The sequence below is a fragment of the Nocardioides dongkuii genome (assembly GCF_014127485.1).
In the GTDB taxonomy this organism is placed as follows: Bacteria; Actinomycetota; Actinomycetes; order Propionibacteriales; family Nocardioidaceae; genus Nocardioides; species Nocardioides dongkuii.
The window spans coordinates 44,684-59,011 of record NZ_CP059903.1 but is presented as its reverse complement, the minus strand read 5'-3'; the positions used below and the strand labels follow the sequence as shown (position 1 = coordinate 59,011).

Below are 14,328 nucleotides of genomic sequence, written 5' to 3'. Positions count from 1 at the left end.
CGGCCGCCGACAACAGCACGGGTGTGTCGGAGTACCCCGCCCACCACCGATCCGAGACCCATCCCGAGGTAGTCCGGCACGTTTCGGTCGCCCGCCACCGCGGATCACGACCGGAACGTGCCGGACTACTTCTTTCTGGACTGGTCGGGATAGTCCGACACACCCGTGTCGTCCCGGCCCCCGACCACAGCACGGGTGTGTCGGACTACCCCGCCAACGGGCCGACCCCGAGCTCCCGCAGCAGGTTGGCAGCGAACCGGTCGCCCATGGTGGCCATCACGCCGCGCATGGTGGAGGTGACGGCGGGGGCGGAGAGTCGCGGCAGGGGCAGGTCGAGGGAGATCTCGAGGCTGGTGGCGAGGTGGGTGCCGCCGTCGTCGGCGTCCGCGAGCGCGTACCAGCCCGCCACGCCCGAGCGCTCGGTGGTGCCGGCGGGCGGGTCGTGGTGGAACTCGATCCGCGCGCGGTCCTCGAAGACCATCCGCTCGGTGAACGACGGCGCCACCTTCAGGCCGAGGACGTCCAGGCCGGACATCTCCCAGCGCCAGTGCTCACCGTCGGCCACCACGGACTCGAGGAACGGCGTCATCTCCGCGATCTTGGCGGGGTCGACGAGCAGGTCCCAGATCCGCTGCCGCGGAGCGGGTACGACGGCCTCCGCCGTGGTCGAGGCGGAGAACCGGGTCACGCCAGCGCCTTCTCGATGTCGGCGGCGAGCTTCTCCGGCTTCGTGGTCGGCGCGTACCGCGCGAGCACCGTGCCGTCACGGCCGATGAGGAACTTGGTGAAGTTCCACTTGATCCGGTCGCCGAGCAGCCCGCCCCGCTCGGACTTGAGCCACTGGAAGAGCGGGTGCGCGCCGTCGCCGTTCACCTCGACCTTGGAGAACAGCGGGAAGGTGACGCCGAACCGGCGCTCGCAGAACCCCGAGATCTCCTCGTCGCTGCCCGGCTCCTGGCCGCCGAACTGGTCGCACGGGAACCCCAGCACCGCGAAGCCGCTCTCGCCGAACCGGTCCTGCAGCTCCTGCAGCCCCTGGTACTGCGGCGTGAAGCCGCACTGCGACGCGGTGTTGACGACCAGGACGACCTGGCCGGCGTACGCCGCGAGGTCGACGTCCTGGCCCTCGATCGAGCGGGCCTCGAAGTCCGTGAGCGTGGGGGTGGTGGGTTCCATACCCGGAGTATGACCGGGCCGTGGTCACCCCACCAGGCGTCCGCGCACCTCCGCCGTCGCCTGGTGCCCGACCGGGTTCGCGTGGCCGTCGAGCTCGACCAGCACCTCGCGGTCCCCGACCTCGAGCACGAGCGACCCGGGGGCGACCTCGACGACCTCCCCGCGGACCAGGTGCACGCCGCCCGGCTCCGGCTCGAGGACGGCACCCGGCCGGCTGTGCGCCACGTCGGTGGTGGCCCGCAGCACCAGCCGCGGCCGCCGGCGCCCGCCGTACCGCCAGGACAGCAGGGCCGCGGCCACCAGCAGCAGGTCGGCCAGCAGGGTGATCACCCAGATGGTGGCGCCGCGCACCTCGCCCTCGACCACGTGCACGGCCGGGTCGTCGGGCAGCACCCGCACCGTCACGGTCCCGCGCTCGACCGCCGCGTCGTGGGTCTCCTCGTCGACCTGGGCGGTGCCGGAGGGGCCGCCGTCGGGCAGCCGGTAGGAGAGCAGGTAGCGCCCGCCGCGCTCGGCGTCCGCGGTCACCTCGGCCACCACGTCGGTGCCGGTCCGCTCGACCTGGCGACGCTGCCAGGAGCTGTGCACGAGCGGCAGGTTGACGGCCAGCAGCAGGGCGAGCAGGAGGACGACCGACCCGCGGCGGGGTCGCGCACGGCGGGAGTCGGTCATGGCGAGCAGTATCCCCGGCCGCCCCCACCTCGGGGGCACCATGGGCGGGTGCTCACCAACTGGTCCGGCAACCACGCCTACCGCGCCGCGCGCGTGCTCCGCCCCGCCTCCGTCGAGGAGCTGGCCGAGGCCGTGGCCGGGGCGGGCCACGTGCACGCCCTGGGCTCGCGGCACTCCTTCACCGACGTCGCCGACGCCGGCCACACCGCCGACACCGGCGGGACGCTCGTCGCGACCGACGCGCTGCCGGAGGTGATCGTGGTCGACCCCGGCGCCCGGCAGGTGCGGGTCTCGGGCGGTACGACGTACGGCCGGCTCGCGGAGGTGCTGCACGAGGGCGGGTGGGCGCTGGCGACGATGGCCTCGCTCCCGCACATCTCGGTGGCCGGCGCGATCGCCACCGGCACCCACGGGTCGGGGGACCGCACCGGCTCGCTGGCCGCGGCGGTCGCGGGCCTCGAGCAGGTCGACGCCGACGGCGACCTGCGCGTCGTACGCCGCGGCGAGGCGGACTTCGACGGCCAGGTGGTGGCGCTCGGCGCCCTCGGGGTCACGACCCACGTCACCCTCGACGTGGAGCCGACGTACGACGTGCGCCAGGACCTCTACACCGACCTGCCCTGGGAGGTCGCGGCGGCGAACCTGGACGCGATCACCGGCGGTGCGCAGAGCGTCAGCCTGTTCACCGACTGGGCGAGCGGCCGGGTGGCGCAGGTGTGGCTGAAGAGCCGCGGCACCGAGCCGCCCGCCCAGCTGCACGGAGCGCTGCACGGAGCGCAGCCCGCGACCGCGACCCTGCACATGCTCTCCGGCGCCGACGCGGCGGCGGTCACCGCGCAGGGCGGGGTCCCCGGGCCGTGGCACGAGCGGCTGCCGCACTTCCGGATGGCGTTCACGCCGAGCCGCGGCGAGGAGCTGCAGAGCGAGTACCTCGTGCCCCGCGGCCGCGCCCTCGACGCGGTCGACGCGCTCCGGGGTCTGGCGGAGAGCTTCGCGCCGCTGCTGCAGGTCGCCGAGGTCCGCACCGTGGCTGCCGACCCGCTCTGGCTCAGCGGCGCGTCGGGCGTCGACGTGGTCGCGTTCCACTTCACCTGGGTCCGCGACGTCGCCGCCGTCCGCGCCGTGCTGCCGGCGATCGAGGACGCGCTGCTGCCGCTCGGCGGCCGGCCGCACTGGGGGAAGGTCTTCCTCGCCACCGCGGAGGAGCTGCGGCCGCTCTACCCGCGCTTCGAGGACTTCCGCGCCCTGGCCGAGCGGCTGGACCCCGCCGGCAGGTTCCGCAACGCGTTCCTCGCCCGGCACCTCGACCTCGCGTAGGTTCACCGGCGTGCCACACGTGACTGCCGAGACCTGGGTGCCGGTCCCCCCCGAGACCGCGTTCGCCGTCTCGCAGACCACCGGCGAGATCCGGCTGCTCTGGGACCCCTTCATCCGCGCGCAGCGGCTGATCGACGCCGACCGACCCGGCGCCGGCGTGCACACCTGGACCCACGCGCGGGTCGGCCCGAAGATGGTCAGCCGCTACGTCTCCTACCGCCCGCCCACCTCGGTCGGCATGACGATGGAGCAGGGGCCGTGGTTCTTCGCGACCTTCGGCGGCGGCTGGCGGTTCACGCCCGAGGAGCGCGACGGCGTCGCCGGCACCCGCACCGTCTGGAAGTACACCTGGGCGGGCAAGCCGGCCTGGCTCGCCCCGGTCGCCGACCGGGTCGGGAGCTGGCTGCTCGGCCGCGAGATCCGCGCCCGCATCGCCGCCTTCGCCCGCGCCTGCGAGGACCCGCGGGTGCTCGCCGCCGTCACGGGTACCTGAGCCGCATGCGGACCGACCCCGCGCCGGCGTACGTCGTCCGCGTGCTGCTGCTCCTCGCCCTCGCGTGCGGGCTGGTGGCGGCCACCGGGTCGCCGGCGACCGCCGACGAGACGAGCGGCAGCGACGGCGAGCGGCGCGTCGTCCGGGTCGGCACCGAGGGCACCTACCCGCCGTTCACGTACGTCGACCCGCGCACCGGCGACCTCACCGGCTACGACATCGAGGTGATGGAGGCGATCGCCGAGGAGGCCGGCTGGGAGCTGGACTTCACCCAGGCCTCCTTCGACGCGCTCTTCCCGGCGCTGGACGCGGGCCGGATCGACGTGATCGCCAACCAGGTGACGATCAACCCCGAGCGCGAGGCGCGCTACCTCTTCACCGCGCCCTACACCTACTCCCGCGGCGTCATCGTGACCGCCGCCGGCGACGACGACATCACCACGCTCGCGGACCTCGAGGGCCGCACGACCGCGCAGTCGGAGACCAGCAACTGGGCGCAGGTGGCGCGGGACGCCGGCGCGCGGGTGCAGTCGGTCGAGGGGTTCGCGCCCGCCGTCGAGCTGCTCGTGCAGGGCCGCGTCGACGCGATCGTCAACGACAACATCGCGGTGCTCGACTACCTCGCCTCCACCGGCTCCGACGAGATCGAGATCGCCGGCGAGGCCGGCGGGGAGGTCAGCGAGCAGGCCCTGGTCTTCGCCCAGTCCGACCAGGCGCTGCGCGACGAGGCGGACCGGGCGCTGCAGGCGATCACCGCCGACGGCACCCTCGCCGAGCTCTCCGAGGAGTACTTCGGCGCCGACGTGTCGGTGCCCGACGGCGGCGAGGTCGACGTCGAGGGCTCCGACCGGGGCCGCAGCCGGTGGCAGGTGCTGGAGGACGCCGCCTGGCCGATGCTGCGCGGTGCGCTGGTCGGCACCCTCCCGCTCACCGCGATCAGCTTCCTCGGCGGCCTGCTGATCGCGCTGGCCACCGCCCTGGCCCGGCTCTCCGGGATCCGCGCCCTCGACCTCCCGGCGCGGGCCTACGTCTCGATCATCCGCGGGACGCCGCTGCTGGTGCAGCTCTTCATCGTCTTCTACGGGCTGCCGCAGGTCGGGCTCAAGCTGCCGGGCTTCACCGCCGCGTGCCTCGCGCTCAGCCTCAACGTCGGTGGGTACGGCGCCGAGATCATCCGCGCCTCGATCCTCTCGGTGCCGCGCGGCCAGTTCGAGGCGGCGACCACGATCGGCATGGACTACTGGCAGGGCATGCGGCGGATCGTGCTGCCGCAGGCCGCGCGGATCGCCGTACCCCCGCTGTCGAACACGCTGCTCTCGCTGGTCAAGGACACCTCGCTGGTCTCCGTGGTGCTGGTGCCCGAGCTGTTCCGCGAGGCGCAGCTGGCGGCCTCGCTCAGCACGGAGTACCTCCCGCTCTACGCCCTCGCGGCGCTGTACTACTGGGTGATCTGCTTCCTCATCAGCCTCGCGCAGGGACCGCTGGAACGACGACTGGGCAGGTACGTCAGATGAGCACGAGCGACCTGATCGAGGTCGAGGGGATCGAGAAGTCCTTCGGCGAGCGCCGCGCGCTCCGCGGGATCAGCTTCACGGCCCGCCGCGGCACCGCCACGGTGCTGGTCGGGCCCTCGGGCTGCGGCAAGACGACCGTGCTGCGGTCGCTCAACGTGCTGGAGACCCCCGATGCCGGCCGCGTGCGGATCGGCGAGGCGGCCGTCGACTTCGACGCGCTCCCCCGCGACAAGGCGGTACGCCGACGCGAGATCGCCGCGCTGCGCTCCCGCAGCGGCATGGTCTTCCAGTCCCACAACCTCTTCCCCCACAAGACCGTGCTCGGCAACCTGATCGAGGGACCGGTGCAGGTGCAGGGCCGCCCGCGCGAGGAGGCCGAGGCCGACGCCCGCGTCCTGCTGGAGCGGGTCGGCCTCGCCGGCCGCGAGCACGCCTACCCCGCCCAGCTCTCCGGCGGGCAGCAGCAGCGGGTCGGGATCGCCCGTGCCCTCGCGCTGCGTCCCGAGGTGCTGCTGCTCGACGAGCCGACCTCCGCGCTCGACCCCGAGCTCGTCGGCGAGGTGCTCGCCGTCGTCCGCGACCTCGCCGAGGAGGACTGGACGCTCGTCATCGTCACCCACGAGATCCGCTTCGCCCGCGACGTCGCCGACCAGGTGCTGGTGCTCGACGAGGGCCTCATCATCGAGCGCGGCAGCGCCGAGGTGCTCACCGATCCGCTCGAGGAGCGCACCCGCCGGTTCCTGTCGCGGGTGCTGGACGCGGGCTGAGCTACGCGCTGAGCACGTCGTCGGCGTCGGTGGACAGCGCGATCTCGCGCTGCGCGTCGAGGGCGGCGATCCGGTCCTCGAGCGCCGCGCGGATCATCGCGTAGGCATCCGAGCCCAGGGCCAGGCGAGCCGGTTGCTGCTCCCGCTCGGTCACGTCGATCATGGCCTGCGCCATCTTCCGCGGGTCACCGGGCATCGCCTCCCTCGGGACGGCACCGACGCGGAGGACGCCGGCGTCGTCGTACCGGGGGTCGCGGCCCGCGACGGCGGACCTGCCGGCGAACTCGGTCCGGGCCATCCCGGGCTCCACCAGGGTGGTCTGGATGCCGAACGGCGCGACCTCCGGACCGAAGGCCTCGTAGAAGCCCTCGATCGCCCACTTCGAGGCGTGGTAGGCCGACATCCCCGGGAAGCCGACCTGGCCCCCGAGGCTCGAGAGCTGCAGGATCCGTCCCGCACCCTGGCGCCGGAAGTGCGGCACGAACGCGCGCGCGAGCTGGATCGAGGCGAGGACGTTGGTGTCGAGCTGGCGGGCGATCTCGTGGTCGGCCAGCTCCTCGGCTGCACCGAAGAGCCCGTAGCCGGCGTTGGAGACCGCGACGTCGATGGTGCCGAGGTCTGCGAAGGCCTCGTCGACGACCCGCCGCAGGGCGGCGGTGTCGGTGACGTCGAGGGCGCGCACCCACAGCCGGTCGCCGTGGTGATCCTGCAGCGCGGCGAGCGTGTCGGGTCGCCGGAGCGTGGCCGCGACGGTGTCGCCCCGTTCCAGCAGCAGCTCGGTGAGGTGGCGGCCGAAGCCGCTCGAGGTTCCCGTGATGAACCAGGTGGTCATGGTCTTCCCTTCAGGGTGCGTGGTGGTCGGGCCGGTCAGGCGACGGGCCCGAGGGCGAAGCCGCCGTCGGCGATGAACTCCGAGCCGGTCGAGAACGAGGCGTCCTCGGAGGCGACGAAGAGGACGTACTCGGCGATCTCGGCCGTGGTCGCCTGACGGGGGATGGCGAGGCCGCCGACCGGGACCAGCTCCTCGTGGGTGGTCGGGTCGTAGGCCAGCGGCGTGTCGATGATCCCGGGGTGGACGGCGTTGACGCGGATGTTCTTGCGCGCCAGCTCGGCCGCCGCCGTGCGGGTCAGGCCGCGCAGTCCCCACTTGCTCGAGGAGTAGGCCACGAGCCCCGGGGCGGCGTGCAGCCCGGCGATCGAGGAGATGTTGACGATCGAGCCGCCGCCGGCCCGCTCCATGCCAGGGGCGACCGAGCGGATGCCGAGGAACGACCCGGTCAGGTTGGTGTCGATCACCGCCCGCCAGGCCTCGACCGGGACCCCCTCGACGGTTCCGACCTCGAGGTGGGCCGCATTGTTGATCAGGACGGTCACGGGACCTGCGACCGCCTCGGCACGGGCGATCGCGTCCACCCACGCCTGCTCGTCGGTCACGTCCAGCGTGACGGCGGTGGCGCGCTCCCCGAGCTGCTGCGCGAGGCGCTCCCCCGCCTCCCGGTTCCGCGCGCCGAGGATCACGTGCGCGCCCTCGGCGTGGAAGGCGTGGCTCAGGGCTGCTCCCAGCGCCCCGGTGGCGCCGGTGATCAGGACGGTCTGGTCGGTGAATCTCGTGGCCATGGTCGGATCTCCTTGGTAACCATCTGGTTGGTTACTGCAACGTAGACCACTAACCGGTTGGTGACAAGCACTTCTTCGGTACCGTGCCCCGGTGACCGAGAAGAGCTCCCCCGCGCCTCGGGACAAGGCGGCGACCCAGCGGCGGATCCTCGACGCGGCCATCGCCGAGTTCGCCGCCCGGGGCCTCAGTGGTGCCCGGGTGGATCGGATCGCCGACGCCGCGGGCGCCAACAAGCGGATGATCTACGTCTACTTCGGCAACAAGGAGGAGCTCTTCGACCACGTGGTCGCCGAGGCGCTCCAGCGCCTGATCGACGCGGTCCCGCTGGTCCCCGAGGACCTGCCGTCCTACGCCGGCGCGATGTTCGACGCCCTGATGGACGACCCCTCGGCCTTCCGGCTCAGCATGTGGCGCCAGCTCGAGAGGCCGACGGCGACCACGGCGGAGAGCCGGTCGTACGCCGAGAAGCAGGACGCCCTGCGGCAGCTGGCCGACGGCCCGGAGGCGACCGCGGTGGCCGGACTGTCGCCGAGCACCTGCCTGGCCCTCGTCCTCGCCATCGCCCAGACCTGGCACCTCACGTCCCCGGCCCTGCAGGACCAGCTCCCCCCGCGGGCCGTCCTGCGCGAGGCGGTCGTGGAGTCGGTGCGCCGGATCACCGCGCCGTAGCACCGAGACGGGTGTGACTCAGGTCACGGCAACAGCGAGGCGGCGACGGACAGTTACTGGTGTGGAGCCTGAGCAGGAGACGCGCGCGTTGCGCCAGCAGTTGCGAGACGGCGACGCGGACGCGTTCACGACCCTCTACCGCGCGCACGTGGACCGGGTGTACCGCCTCGCGGCGAGCCTCTGCGGCGACGGGTCGCACGCGGAGGACGTGACAGCCGAGACGTTCCTGACCGCGTGGAAGATCCGGGCGACGATCGCCGACAGCGGTGACCCGCTCGCCCCGTGGCTGCTCGCGATCGCCGCCCGGCAGGCGCTCAACGTCGTCCGCGGCCGCCGACGCCAGATCGGGTTCGTGGCGCGCCACGGGCACCGCTTCGAGACCGCCACGGCGGACATCGCCGAGGAGGTCTCCACCCGGCTCGACGACGCCGAGCTCCTGGCGCGCACCCGCGCCGCCCTCGACCGCCTGGAGAGGAGAGAGGTCGAGGTCCTCGTCCTCTGCGTCTGGTCCGGGCTCAGCACCCGGGCCGCGGCGGACGCGCTCGGGGTGGCCGAGGGCACGGTCCGGTCCCGGCTCTCCCGTGCCCGCCGACGCCTGCGCGTCCTGGCCGGCGAGGAACCCACCGCGCCCGGCCACCACCGGTCCCCCGCCCTGTCATCGCGGACCACCGCCCCGGTCCGTCCCACCGCCTAGGAGCACCCCATGACCACCACCGGCACCCAGCACCAGCAGCTGCTGCACGACCTGCGCGAGCTCGCGCCCGCCCCGGCGCCCGGCGGCGTACCGGACGACGCCCGCGCGCGCATCGAGACCGTCCTGCTCGCGACCATCGAGGAGGCGTCACGCCCGCAGCGCGCCCGCGGGACCCAGCGCCTGGCCCTCCTCGGCCCGGGCGTCCTGGTCGCCGCCTGCCTCGCGGCCATCGCTGCGCTCCTGACAGTGTCGGTGGTCGGCACCTCGTCCGACGCGCCGTCCGCCGAGCCCCTGCCGGTGCTGGCCGACCCCGGCGCCGTGCGCGCTCTCCACGGGCTCGCCGCGGCCGCCTCCACGACACCGACCCCCACGGTCCGCGAGGACCAGTTCACCTACGTCCGCCTCACGGTCATCGAGAACGAGGGCCACTACGGCGGGGGACCCGAGCTCGGCGCTCCGCACGAGCGCGAGGTCTGGCAGTCCCAGGTCGAGGCCGCCACCAAGGACCAGGGGCTGATCCGCGAGTACGGGCAGGACTGGCCCATCGTGGGGGCCGGCGCACCGGCCGGCCGCTACCGGCCTACCTACCGGTGGATCTCCACGCTGCCGCGCGATCCCGACGAGCTCATCTCCGAGCTCGCCAGCCACCAGGACCCGGAGTCGCCCCAGACCTCCGCGCAGCACGTCTTCGAGACGATCGGGAACCTCATCCTCGAGGACCTCGTGCCGCCGGACGTCGCCGGCACGCTGCTCCAGGCCGTGACCAAGCTCCCCGGCGTCGAGCTCGTCGAGCAGGCCGAGGACGCGATCGGGCGGACCGGCTTCGGCATCTCCCGCACCGACGAGTTCTCCGGCATCACGGCGGTGTGGATCTTCCGCCCCGGCTCCCCGATGCCGCTCGGCGCGCGGTCGTACTTCGCGGGTCCCGCCTCCGCGCCCGACGAGGTCACGCTGTTCGGCGTCTCCGCGGTCCTCGAGCGCGGCGTCGTCGACCGGATCGGCGTCCGCCCCGGCGCCGGTGACCCGATGCCTGCCTGACCGTCCGCCGGACGTCGCGGGGTGCACACTCGATCGAGACCTCAGCAGGGCCGTCCCGCCCCGCGTCGCGGCATCGATCGGAAGGAAGCACCCCATGCCCCACCTGTTCATCGATCCCCCCGAGCTCCCCCAGGTCGACCTGTACCACCAGGTCTCCGTCGCCGCGCCGGGCCGCCTCGTCCACGTCGCCGGTCAGGTGGCCGTCGACGCGCACGGCCAGGTGGTGGGCGAGGACGACCTCGCGGCCCAGACCGAGCAGTGCTACCTCAACCTGGCCGCCGCCCTCGCCGCCGCAGGGGCCACCTTCGACGACGTGGTCAAGGTGACCGTGTACCTCGTCGACTGGACGCCGGGGAAGTTGGCGTCCTACCTCGACGGCGTCAATCGAGCAGCCGAGAGGCTGGGGAGCGACTCCCTCCTGCAGGCGCCGCTGACCGGCATCGGCGTGGCCGCCCTGGCCAACCCGTCCCTGCTGGTCGAGGTCGAGGTCGTCGCCGTGGTCGAGTGACCTCAGCCGTCGAGGCCGGCGAACGTGGGCGTCTCCGCCTCGCCGTCCCAGGTCACGCGGAAGGTGAACGCCTCCTCGAGGGCGGCGCGGTAGCCGTCGGCCTCGTCCTGGGTGAGGGTGCCGGCCTCCAGGAGCCGGTCGACCGCGGGGCTGCGGGACTCGACGAGGGCGTCGACCAGGGCCTGCGGGTCGACGCCGACGTCCTCGGCGACCGCGGCGAGGTTCTGGCCCTGGTCCATGCGCTCGTGCAGCTCGTCGTGGCTGAGGCCCAGGACCTCCTCGAGGACGTCCAGGACCGGCCGGTGGCCGCGGTGCAGCCCGAGGTCGGCGTCGCCGTACGCGTCCTCGACCAGGGCGACCAGGTCCTCCTCGCTGGTGCTCGACGAGGCGTCGACCCGGGCCCCCGGGCCGCTGTCGGGGTGCGTGGTCACGTCGGTCGACTCGGTGCCGCAGGCCACGGCCGTCGACAGGACGGCGAGCAGGCCGAGGGCGGCGGCGGTCGTGCGGGTCGTGCGGAGCTTCATGCTGGTCCTTTCCATCGCTGGTCTGTCGCCCACCACCTTGGGCCGCCGACCTGGGCCGGGCTCCTGAGCAGCCTGTGCGCCAGCCGTGAGAACGAGCGGGTCAGCGCCGCGGCAGCCGCACGGTGACCGTGGTGTCGCCGGGCCGGCTCGCGAGGCCGACCTCGCCGCCGTGGGCCTCGACGATCGCCGCGACCAGGGACAGGCCGAGGCCGGCGCCGCCCTCGCGGTGCCGGGAGGTGTCCCCGCGCGCGAACCGCTCGAAGGCGTGGTCGAGCAGGGACGGCGGGAAGCCGGGGCCGTCGTCGTGGACGGCGAACCCGTCCGGGGTCGCGGTCACGGTGACCGTGGTCCCGGCGGGGGTGTGCTTGCGGGCGTTGGTCAGCAGGTTGGTGACCACCTGGCGCAGCCGCGCCTCGTCGCCGGTCACCTCCACCGAGTCGGCGGGCAGGTCGAGGCGCCACCGGTGGTCGGGGGCGAGGACCCGGGCGTCGGCGACGCCCTCGAGCAGCAGGCGGGTGAGGTCGACGGTGTCCTCGGCCAGCGGCCTGCCGGCGTCGAGGCGGGCGAGGAGGAGCAGGTCCTCCACCAGCGAGGTCATCCGGCGCGCCTCCTCCTCGACCTTGCCCAGCGCGGTGGCCGTCGTCTCGCGGTCGGGACGGCGGCGGGCGAGCTCGGTGTAGCCGGCGATGGTCGCCAGCGGCGTACGCAGCTCGTGCGAGGCGTCGGCGACGAACTGCCGGACCTGCTGCTCGCTGCGGTGCCGGGCCGAGAGGGAGTCCTCGACGTGGGTGAGCAGGGCGTTGAGCGCGGCGCCGACCTGGCCGACCTCGGTCCGCTCGTCGCTGAGCCGGTCGGGCACCCGCTCGGTGAGGTCGATCTCGCCCGACGAGAGCGGGAGCGCCGCCACGGCGCGGGCGGTCGCCGCGACCTCGCGCAGCGGCCGCAGCTGGCGGCGTACGACGAGCAGGCCCGCGACGGAGGCGACGAGACCGCCGAGGAGGACGAGGACGACCTCCCAGGCCACCAGCGTCCCCACGACGTCGTCGACGTCGTCGGTCGGCAGCCCAGCGACGACGGCGCTCGAGCCCCCCTCGGCGACGGCGATGACGCGGTAGCTGCCGAGGCCGGGCAGCTCGACGTCGTGCGGCTCCCCGTCGACCGGGACGTCGCCGAGGACGTCGAGGGCCGCCGCCGAGAGCTGCTGCCGTGCGGTCCCGCCGTCCTCCTCCTGGACCAGCACGTCGCCCAGCCCAGCCTCGTAGTCCTCGAAGAGGAACGCGGTCAGCGTGCCCACGCCCTGGCCCCGGACGTCGCCGGGGCCCCGGCGATCACCGTCGCCGTCGCCGTCGAGGTCCACGTCGCCGGGCCCCGGACCGGGCTGGCCGTCGTCCCAGGGCTGGGTCCCGCCCGGCCCGGGTCGGCTCGCGCGCTCGAGCGCCGCTCGTACGTCGTCGTCGAGCCGGTCGTCGAGGTAGCCCCGCACGCCCAGCGTCGCCACGACCGCGATCAGCACCGCGACCGCCATCACCAGCGCGAGGGTGGTGGCGACCAGGCGGGCGGTCAGCGACCCGGGCCGGGGCAGCGCGGGGCCACGCACGTCAGGAGGCCGGCTTCAGGACGTAGCCCGCGCCGCGCATGGTGTGGATCATCGGCGGCCGCCCGGCGTCGATCTTCTTGCGCAGGTAGGAGATGTAGAGCTCGACGACGTTCGCCTGGCCGCCGAAGTCGTAGTTCCAGACCCGGTCCAGGATCTGCGCCTTGCTCAGCACCCGGCGCGGGTTGCGCATCAGGAACCGCAGCAGCTCGAACTCGGTGGCGGTCAGGGTGATCTCCTCTCCCGCCCGGAACACCTCGCGGCTGTCCTCGTCGAGGGTGAGGTCGCCGACGGTCAGCACCGAGGACGACGCCGCCTGCTGCGCGCCGGCGCGACGCATCAGCCCACGCAGGCGGGCCACGACCTCCTCCAGCGAGAACGGCTTGGTGACGTAGTCGTCCCCGCCCGCGGTGAGACCGGCGATCCGGTCCTCCACGGCGTCCTTGGCGGTGAGGAACAGCACCGGTACGTCGGGCTCGCTGGCGCGCATCCGGCGCAGCACCTCGAGCCCGTCGAGGTCGGGCAGCATGATGTCGAGCACCACCGCGTCGGGGCGCACCTCCTTGGCCGCCGCCACCGCCTTCGCGCCGGTGTGGGCCGTGGTCACCTGCCAGCCCTCGTAGCGCAGCGCCATCGCCAGCAGCTCGGCGATGTTCACCTCGTCGTCGACCACCAGCACCCGCAGCGGCGAGCCGTCGGGGCGGGTCAGCGAGGGCGGGTCTGTGGGAGCCACGGGTCTCACCTCCTCGACGCTACCCGTGGCTCCGCTGCCCGGCGGCCGTCCTCCCGGCAGGGGTCAGGACGGCTCACCGTTCCCGTCCAGGTCCTCGGAGGGCGCGCCGCCCTCACCCTCGGACGGGAGCTCGTCCTCGGACGGCAGCTCAGGCGCGCCCTCGGAGGGGACACCGCCCTCGTCGCCGTGGGGCATACCGCCCGGGCCGCCGAAGGGTCCACCGTCCTCGCCGCCGAAGGGGCGGCCGTGCTCGCCGTCGAAGGGGGCACCGTGCCGGCCGCCGCCCGGACCACCCGGGCCGCCCGGACCGCCCGGGCCGTCGTCGGTGGCGTGGGCGAGCGCGAAGCCTCCGACACCACCGACGAGCAGCATCCCCAGCGCCGCCGCGCCGGCCAGCACCCGGGTTCGCGTGAGCGCCTTGCGGAACCGGCTGCTCCGCTTCTCCTCGGCGGCCGGGCTCCCCTGGGTCGGGGTCGGGGGCGGGGTCGTGCCCGCGGCCGGCCGCTGCGGCTCGGGACGGGCGCCGACCGGCATCGTCTCGTCGTTCATGAGGCTCTCTCCTCGGTCTCGGTGCGACCGACGACCTCGTGTCATCGGCCTGTGAGACCAGGGTGTCGCCGGATCCTGTGACCCTCCTGTGTGCCCGCTCAGGGCATCCTGCGAGGCGGATCGGCGGGCGGACGCCGGAGAACGACGAAGGCCCCGGATCGATGATCCGGGGCCTTGCATCACGTGCGCGAGGGGGGAGTTGAACCCCCACGTCCTTTCGGACACACGGACCTGAACCGTGCGCGTCTGCCTATTCCGCCACTCGCGCGTGAAGCGCCGCTCACGCTATCCCAGCGGCGAGGACATTCCCAAACCGGGGAGCGGGGCGTCGGACCACCGGGACCGGGCATGGATACGATCGGTCGCGAACCCGGCGCCCGTCGGGTGCCCGGCATGCCGTGAGGCGGTCCTGGTCACCCTGCGGGTCGCGAGCACGGCACCGGCACGGCCAAGGGCACCACC

General features: G+C 73.9%; 17 protein-coding genes and 1 tRNA gene. 8 read left to right on the top strand and 10 right to left on the bottom strand.

The features are described from left to right. Positions 1-205: 205 nt before the first annotated feature. From H4O22_RS00285 to H4O22_RS20470, 3 genes are read right to left on the bottom strand one after another with little or no spacing between them, the layout of a single operon-like run. Complete coding sequence (locus H4O22_RS00285; RefSeq protein ID WP_182525152.1) at positions 206-688, bottom strand: SRPBCC family protein; 483 nt, start codon at positions 686-688, stop codon at positions 206-208. Continuing rightward, complete coding sequence (locus H4O22_RS00280) at positions 685-1,176, bottom strand: glutathione peroxidase (RefSeq protein WP_182525151.1); 492 nt, start codon at positions 1,174-1,176, stop codon at positions 685-687. Before H4O22_RS00280 ends, H4O22_RS00285 begins: the two co-directional genes overlap by 4 nt. A 24-nt stretch (positions 1,177-1,200) precedes the next feature. Further along, positions 1,201-1,848, bottom strand: a complete 648-nt coding sequence (locus H4O22_RS20470; RefSeq protein ID WP_227465752.1) for a hypothetical protein — start codon at positions 1,846-1,848, stop codon at positions 1,201-1,203. Between the two features lie 48 nt (positions 1,849-1,896). Between H4O22_RS20470 and H4O22_RS20465 the strand changes: the two genes are divergently transcribed. Genes H4O22_RS20465 through H4O22_RS00260 form a run of 4 tightly spaced genes read left to right on the top strand, consistent with a single transcriptional unit; the run spans position 1,897 to position 5,939 of the window. After that, positions 1,897-3,165, top strand: coding sequence for a D-arabinono-1,4-lactone oxidase (locus H4O22_RS20465; RefSeq protein ID WP_244963046.1), 1,269 nt, complete (start codon positions 1,897-1,899; stop codon positions 3,163-3,165). Positions 3,166-3,175: 10 nt separating this feature from the next. Continuing rightward, positions 3,176-3,658: an SRPBCC family protein gene (locus H4O22_RS00270; protein ID WP_182525149.1), complete on the top strand. Its 483-nt coding sequence runs from the start codon at positions 3,176-3,178 to the stop codon at positions 3,656-3,658. A gap of 5 nt (positions 3,659-3,663) precedes the next feature. After that, complete coding sequence (locus tag H4O22_RS00265; protein ID WP_182525148.1) at positions 3,664-5,172, top strand: ABC transporter substrate-binding protein/permease; 1,509 nt, start codon at positions 3,664-3,666, stop codon at positions 5,170-5,172. Positions 5,173-5,183: 11 nt separating this feature from the next. Next, positions 5,184-5,939, top strand: a complete 756-nt coding sequence (locus tag H4O22_RS00260; RefSeq protein WP_280530197.1) for an amino acid ABC transporter ATP-binding protein — start codon at positions 5,184-5,186, stop codon at positions 5,937-5,939. A 1-nt stretch (position 5,940) separates the two neighbouring features. Here the strand turns inward: H4O22_RS00260 and H4O22_RS00255 are convergent, their stop codons facing one another. Both H4O22_RS00255 and H4O22_RS00250 read right to left on the bottom strand, forming a co-directional pair. Continuing rightward, positions 5,941-6,771 (bottom strand): SDR family oxidoreductase, encoded by an 831-nt coding sequence (locus H4O22_RS00255; protein ID WP_182525146.1) that lies wholly within the window; start codon positions 6,769-6,771, stop codon positions 5,941-5,943. Positions 6,772-6,806: 35 nt separating this feature from the next. After that, a complete protein-coding gene (locus H4O22_RS00250; protein WP_182525145.1) occupies positions 6,807-7,556 on the bottom strand; it encodes an SDR family NAD(P)-dependent oxidoreductase in 750 nt (249 codons plus the stop codon). 91 nt (positions 7,557-7,647) lie between these two features. Here H4O22_RS00250 and H4O22_RS00245 point away from each other — a divergent pair, with 91 nt between their 5' ends. The 4 genes from H4O22_RS00245 (at position 7,648) to H4O22_RS00230 (ending at position 10,466) form a co-directional block, all read left to right on the top strand. Further along, positions 7,648-8,226 carry a TetR/AcrR family transcriptional regulator gene (locus tag H4O22_RS00245; RefSeq protein WP_182525144.1) on the top strand — a complete coding sequence of 193 codons (579 nt, stop codon included), beginning with the start codon at positions 7,648-7,650 and terminating at the stop codon, positions 8,224-8,226. Positions 8,227-8,287: 61 nt separating this feature from the next. Beyond that, the gene (locus H4O22_RS00240) at positions 8,288-8,920 is read left to right on the top strand and encodes an RNA polymerase sigma factor (protein WP_182525143.1); all 633 of its coding nucleotides are present in this window, start codon (positions 8,288-8,290) and stop codon (positions 8,918-8,920) included. A 9-nt stretch (positions 8,921-8,929) separates the two neighbouring features. Next, on the top strand, positions 8,930-9,958 hold the full coding sequence (locus H4O22_RS00235; protein ID WP_182525142.1) for a CU044_5270 family protein: 1,029 nt from the start codon (positions 8,930-8,932) through the stop codon (positions 9,956-9,958). A 94-nt stretch (positions 9,959-10,052) separates the two neighbouring features. After that, on the top strand, positions 10,053-10,466 hold the full coding sequence (locus H4O22_RS00230) for a RidA family protein (RefSeq protein ID WP_182525141.1): 414 nt from the start codon (positions 10,053-10,055) through the stop codon (positions 10,464-10,466). A 2-nt stretch (positions 10,467-10,468) separates the two neighbouring features. Here the strand turns inward: H4O22_RS00230 and H4O22_RS00225 are convergent, their stop codons facing one another. From H4O22_RS00225 to H4O22_RS00205, 5 genes are all read right to left on the bottom strand, one after another. Continuing rightward, on the bottom strand, positions 10,469-10,990 hold the full coding sequence (locus H4O22_RS00225) for a hypothetical protein (protein ID WP_182525140.1): 522 nt from the start codon (positions 10,988-10,990) through the stop codon (positions 10,469-10,471). Between the two features lie 100 nt (positions 10,991-11,090). After that, complete coding sequence (locus H4O22_RS00220) at positions 11,091-12,587, bottom strand: sensor histidine kinase (protein ID WP_244963045.1); 1,497 nt, start codon at positions 12,585-12,587, stop codon at positions 11,091-11,093. 1 nt (position 12,588) lies between these two features. Continuing rightward, positions 12,589-13,317 (bottom strand): response regulator transcription factor, encoded by a 729-nt coding sequence (locus tag H4O22_RS00215; protein ID WP_280530173.1) that lies wholly within the window; start codon positions 13,315-13,317, stop codon positions 12,589-12,591. Positions 13,318-13,380: 63 nt separating this feature from the next. After that, positions 13,381-13,866, bottom strand: a complete 486-nt coding sequence (locus H4O22_RS20370; RefSeq protein ID WP_220451230.1) for a hypothetical protein — start codon at positions 13,864-13,866, stop codon at positions 13,381-13,383. Between the two features lie 184 nt (positions 13,867-14,050). Then, positions 14,051-14,134 (bottom strand) — tRNA-Leu (locus tag H4O22_RS00205). Positions 14,135-14,328: the final 194 nt, after the last annotated feature.

Coding starts and splice junctions, on each gene's coding strand:
- H4O22_RS00230 (WP_182525141.1), top strand. CDS start 10,053: ATGCCCCACCTGTTCATCGATCCCCCCGAGCTCCCCCAGGTCGACCTG.
- H4O22_RS00255 (WP_182525146.1), bottom strand. CDS start 6,771: ATGACCACCTGGTTCATCACGGGAACCTCGAGCGGCTTCGGCCGCCAC.
- H4O22_RS00265 (WP_182525148.1), top strand. CDS start 3,664: ATGCGGACCGACCCCGCGCCGGCGTACGTCGTCCGCGTGCTGCTGCTC.
- H4O22_RS20470 (WP_227465752.1), bottom strand. CDS start 1,848: ATGACCGACTCCCGCCGTGCGCGACCCCGCCGCGGGTCGGTCGTCCTC.
- H4O22_RS00280 (WP_182525151.1), bottom strand. CDS start 1,176: ATGGAACCCACCACCCCCACGCTCACGGACTTCGAGGCCCGCTCGATC.
- H4O22_RS20370 (WP_220451230.1), bottom strand. CDS start 13,866: ATGAACGACGAGACGATGCCGGTCGGCGCCCGTCCCGAGCCGCAGCGG.
- H4O22_RS00225 (WP_182525140.1), bottom strand. CDS start 10,990: ATGAAGCTCCGCACGACCCGCACGACCGCCGCCGCCCTCGGCCTGCTC.
- H4O22_RS00235 (WP_182525142.1), top strand. CDS start 8,930: ATGACCACCACCGGCACCCAGCACCAGCAGCTGCTGCACGACCTGCGC.
- H4O22_RS00250 (WP_182525145.1), bottom strand. CDS start 7,556: ATGGCCACGAGATTCACCGACCAGACCGTCCTGATCACCGGCGCCACC.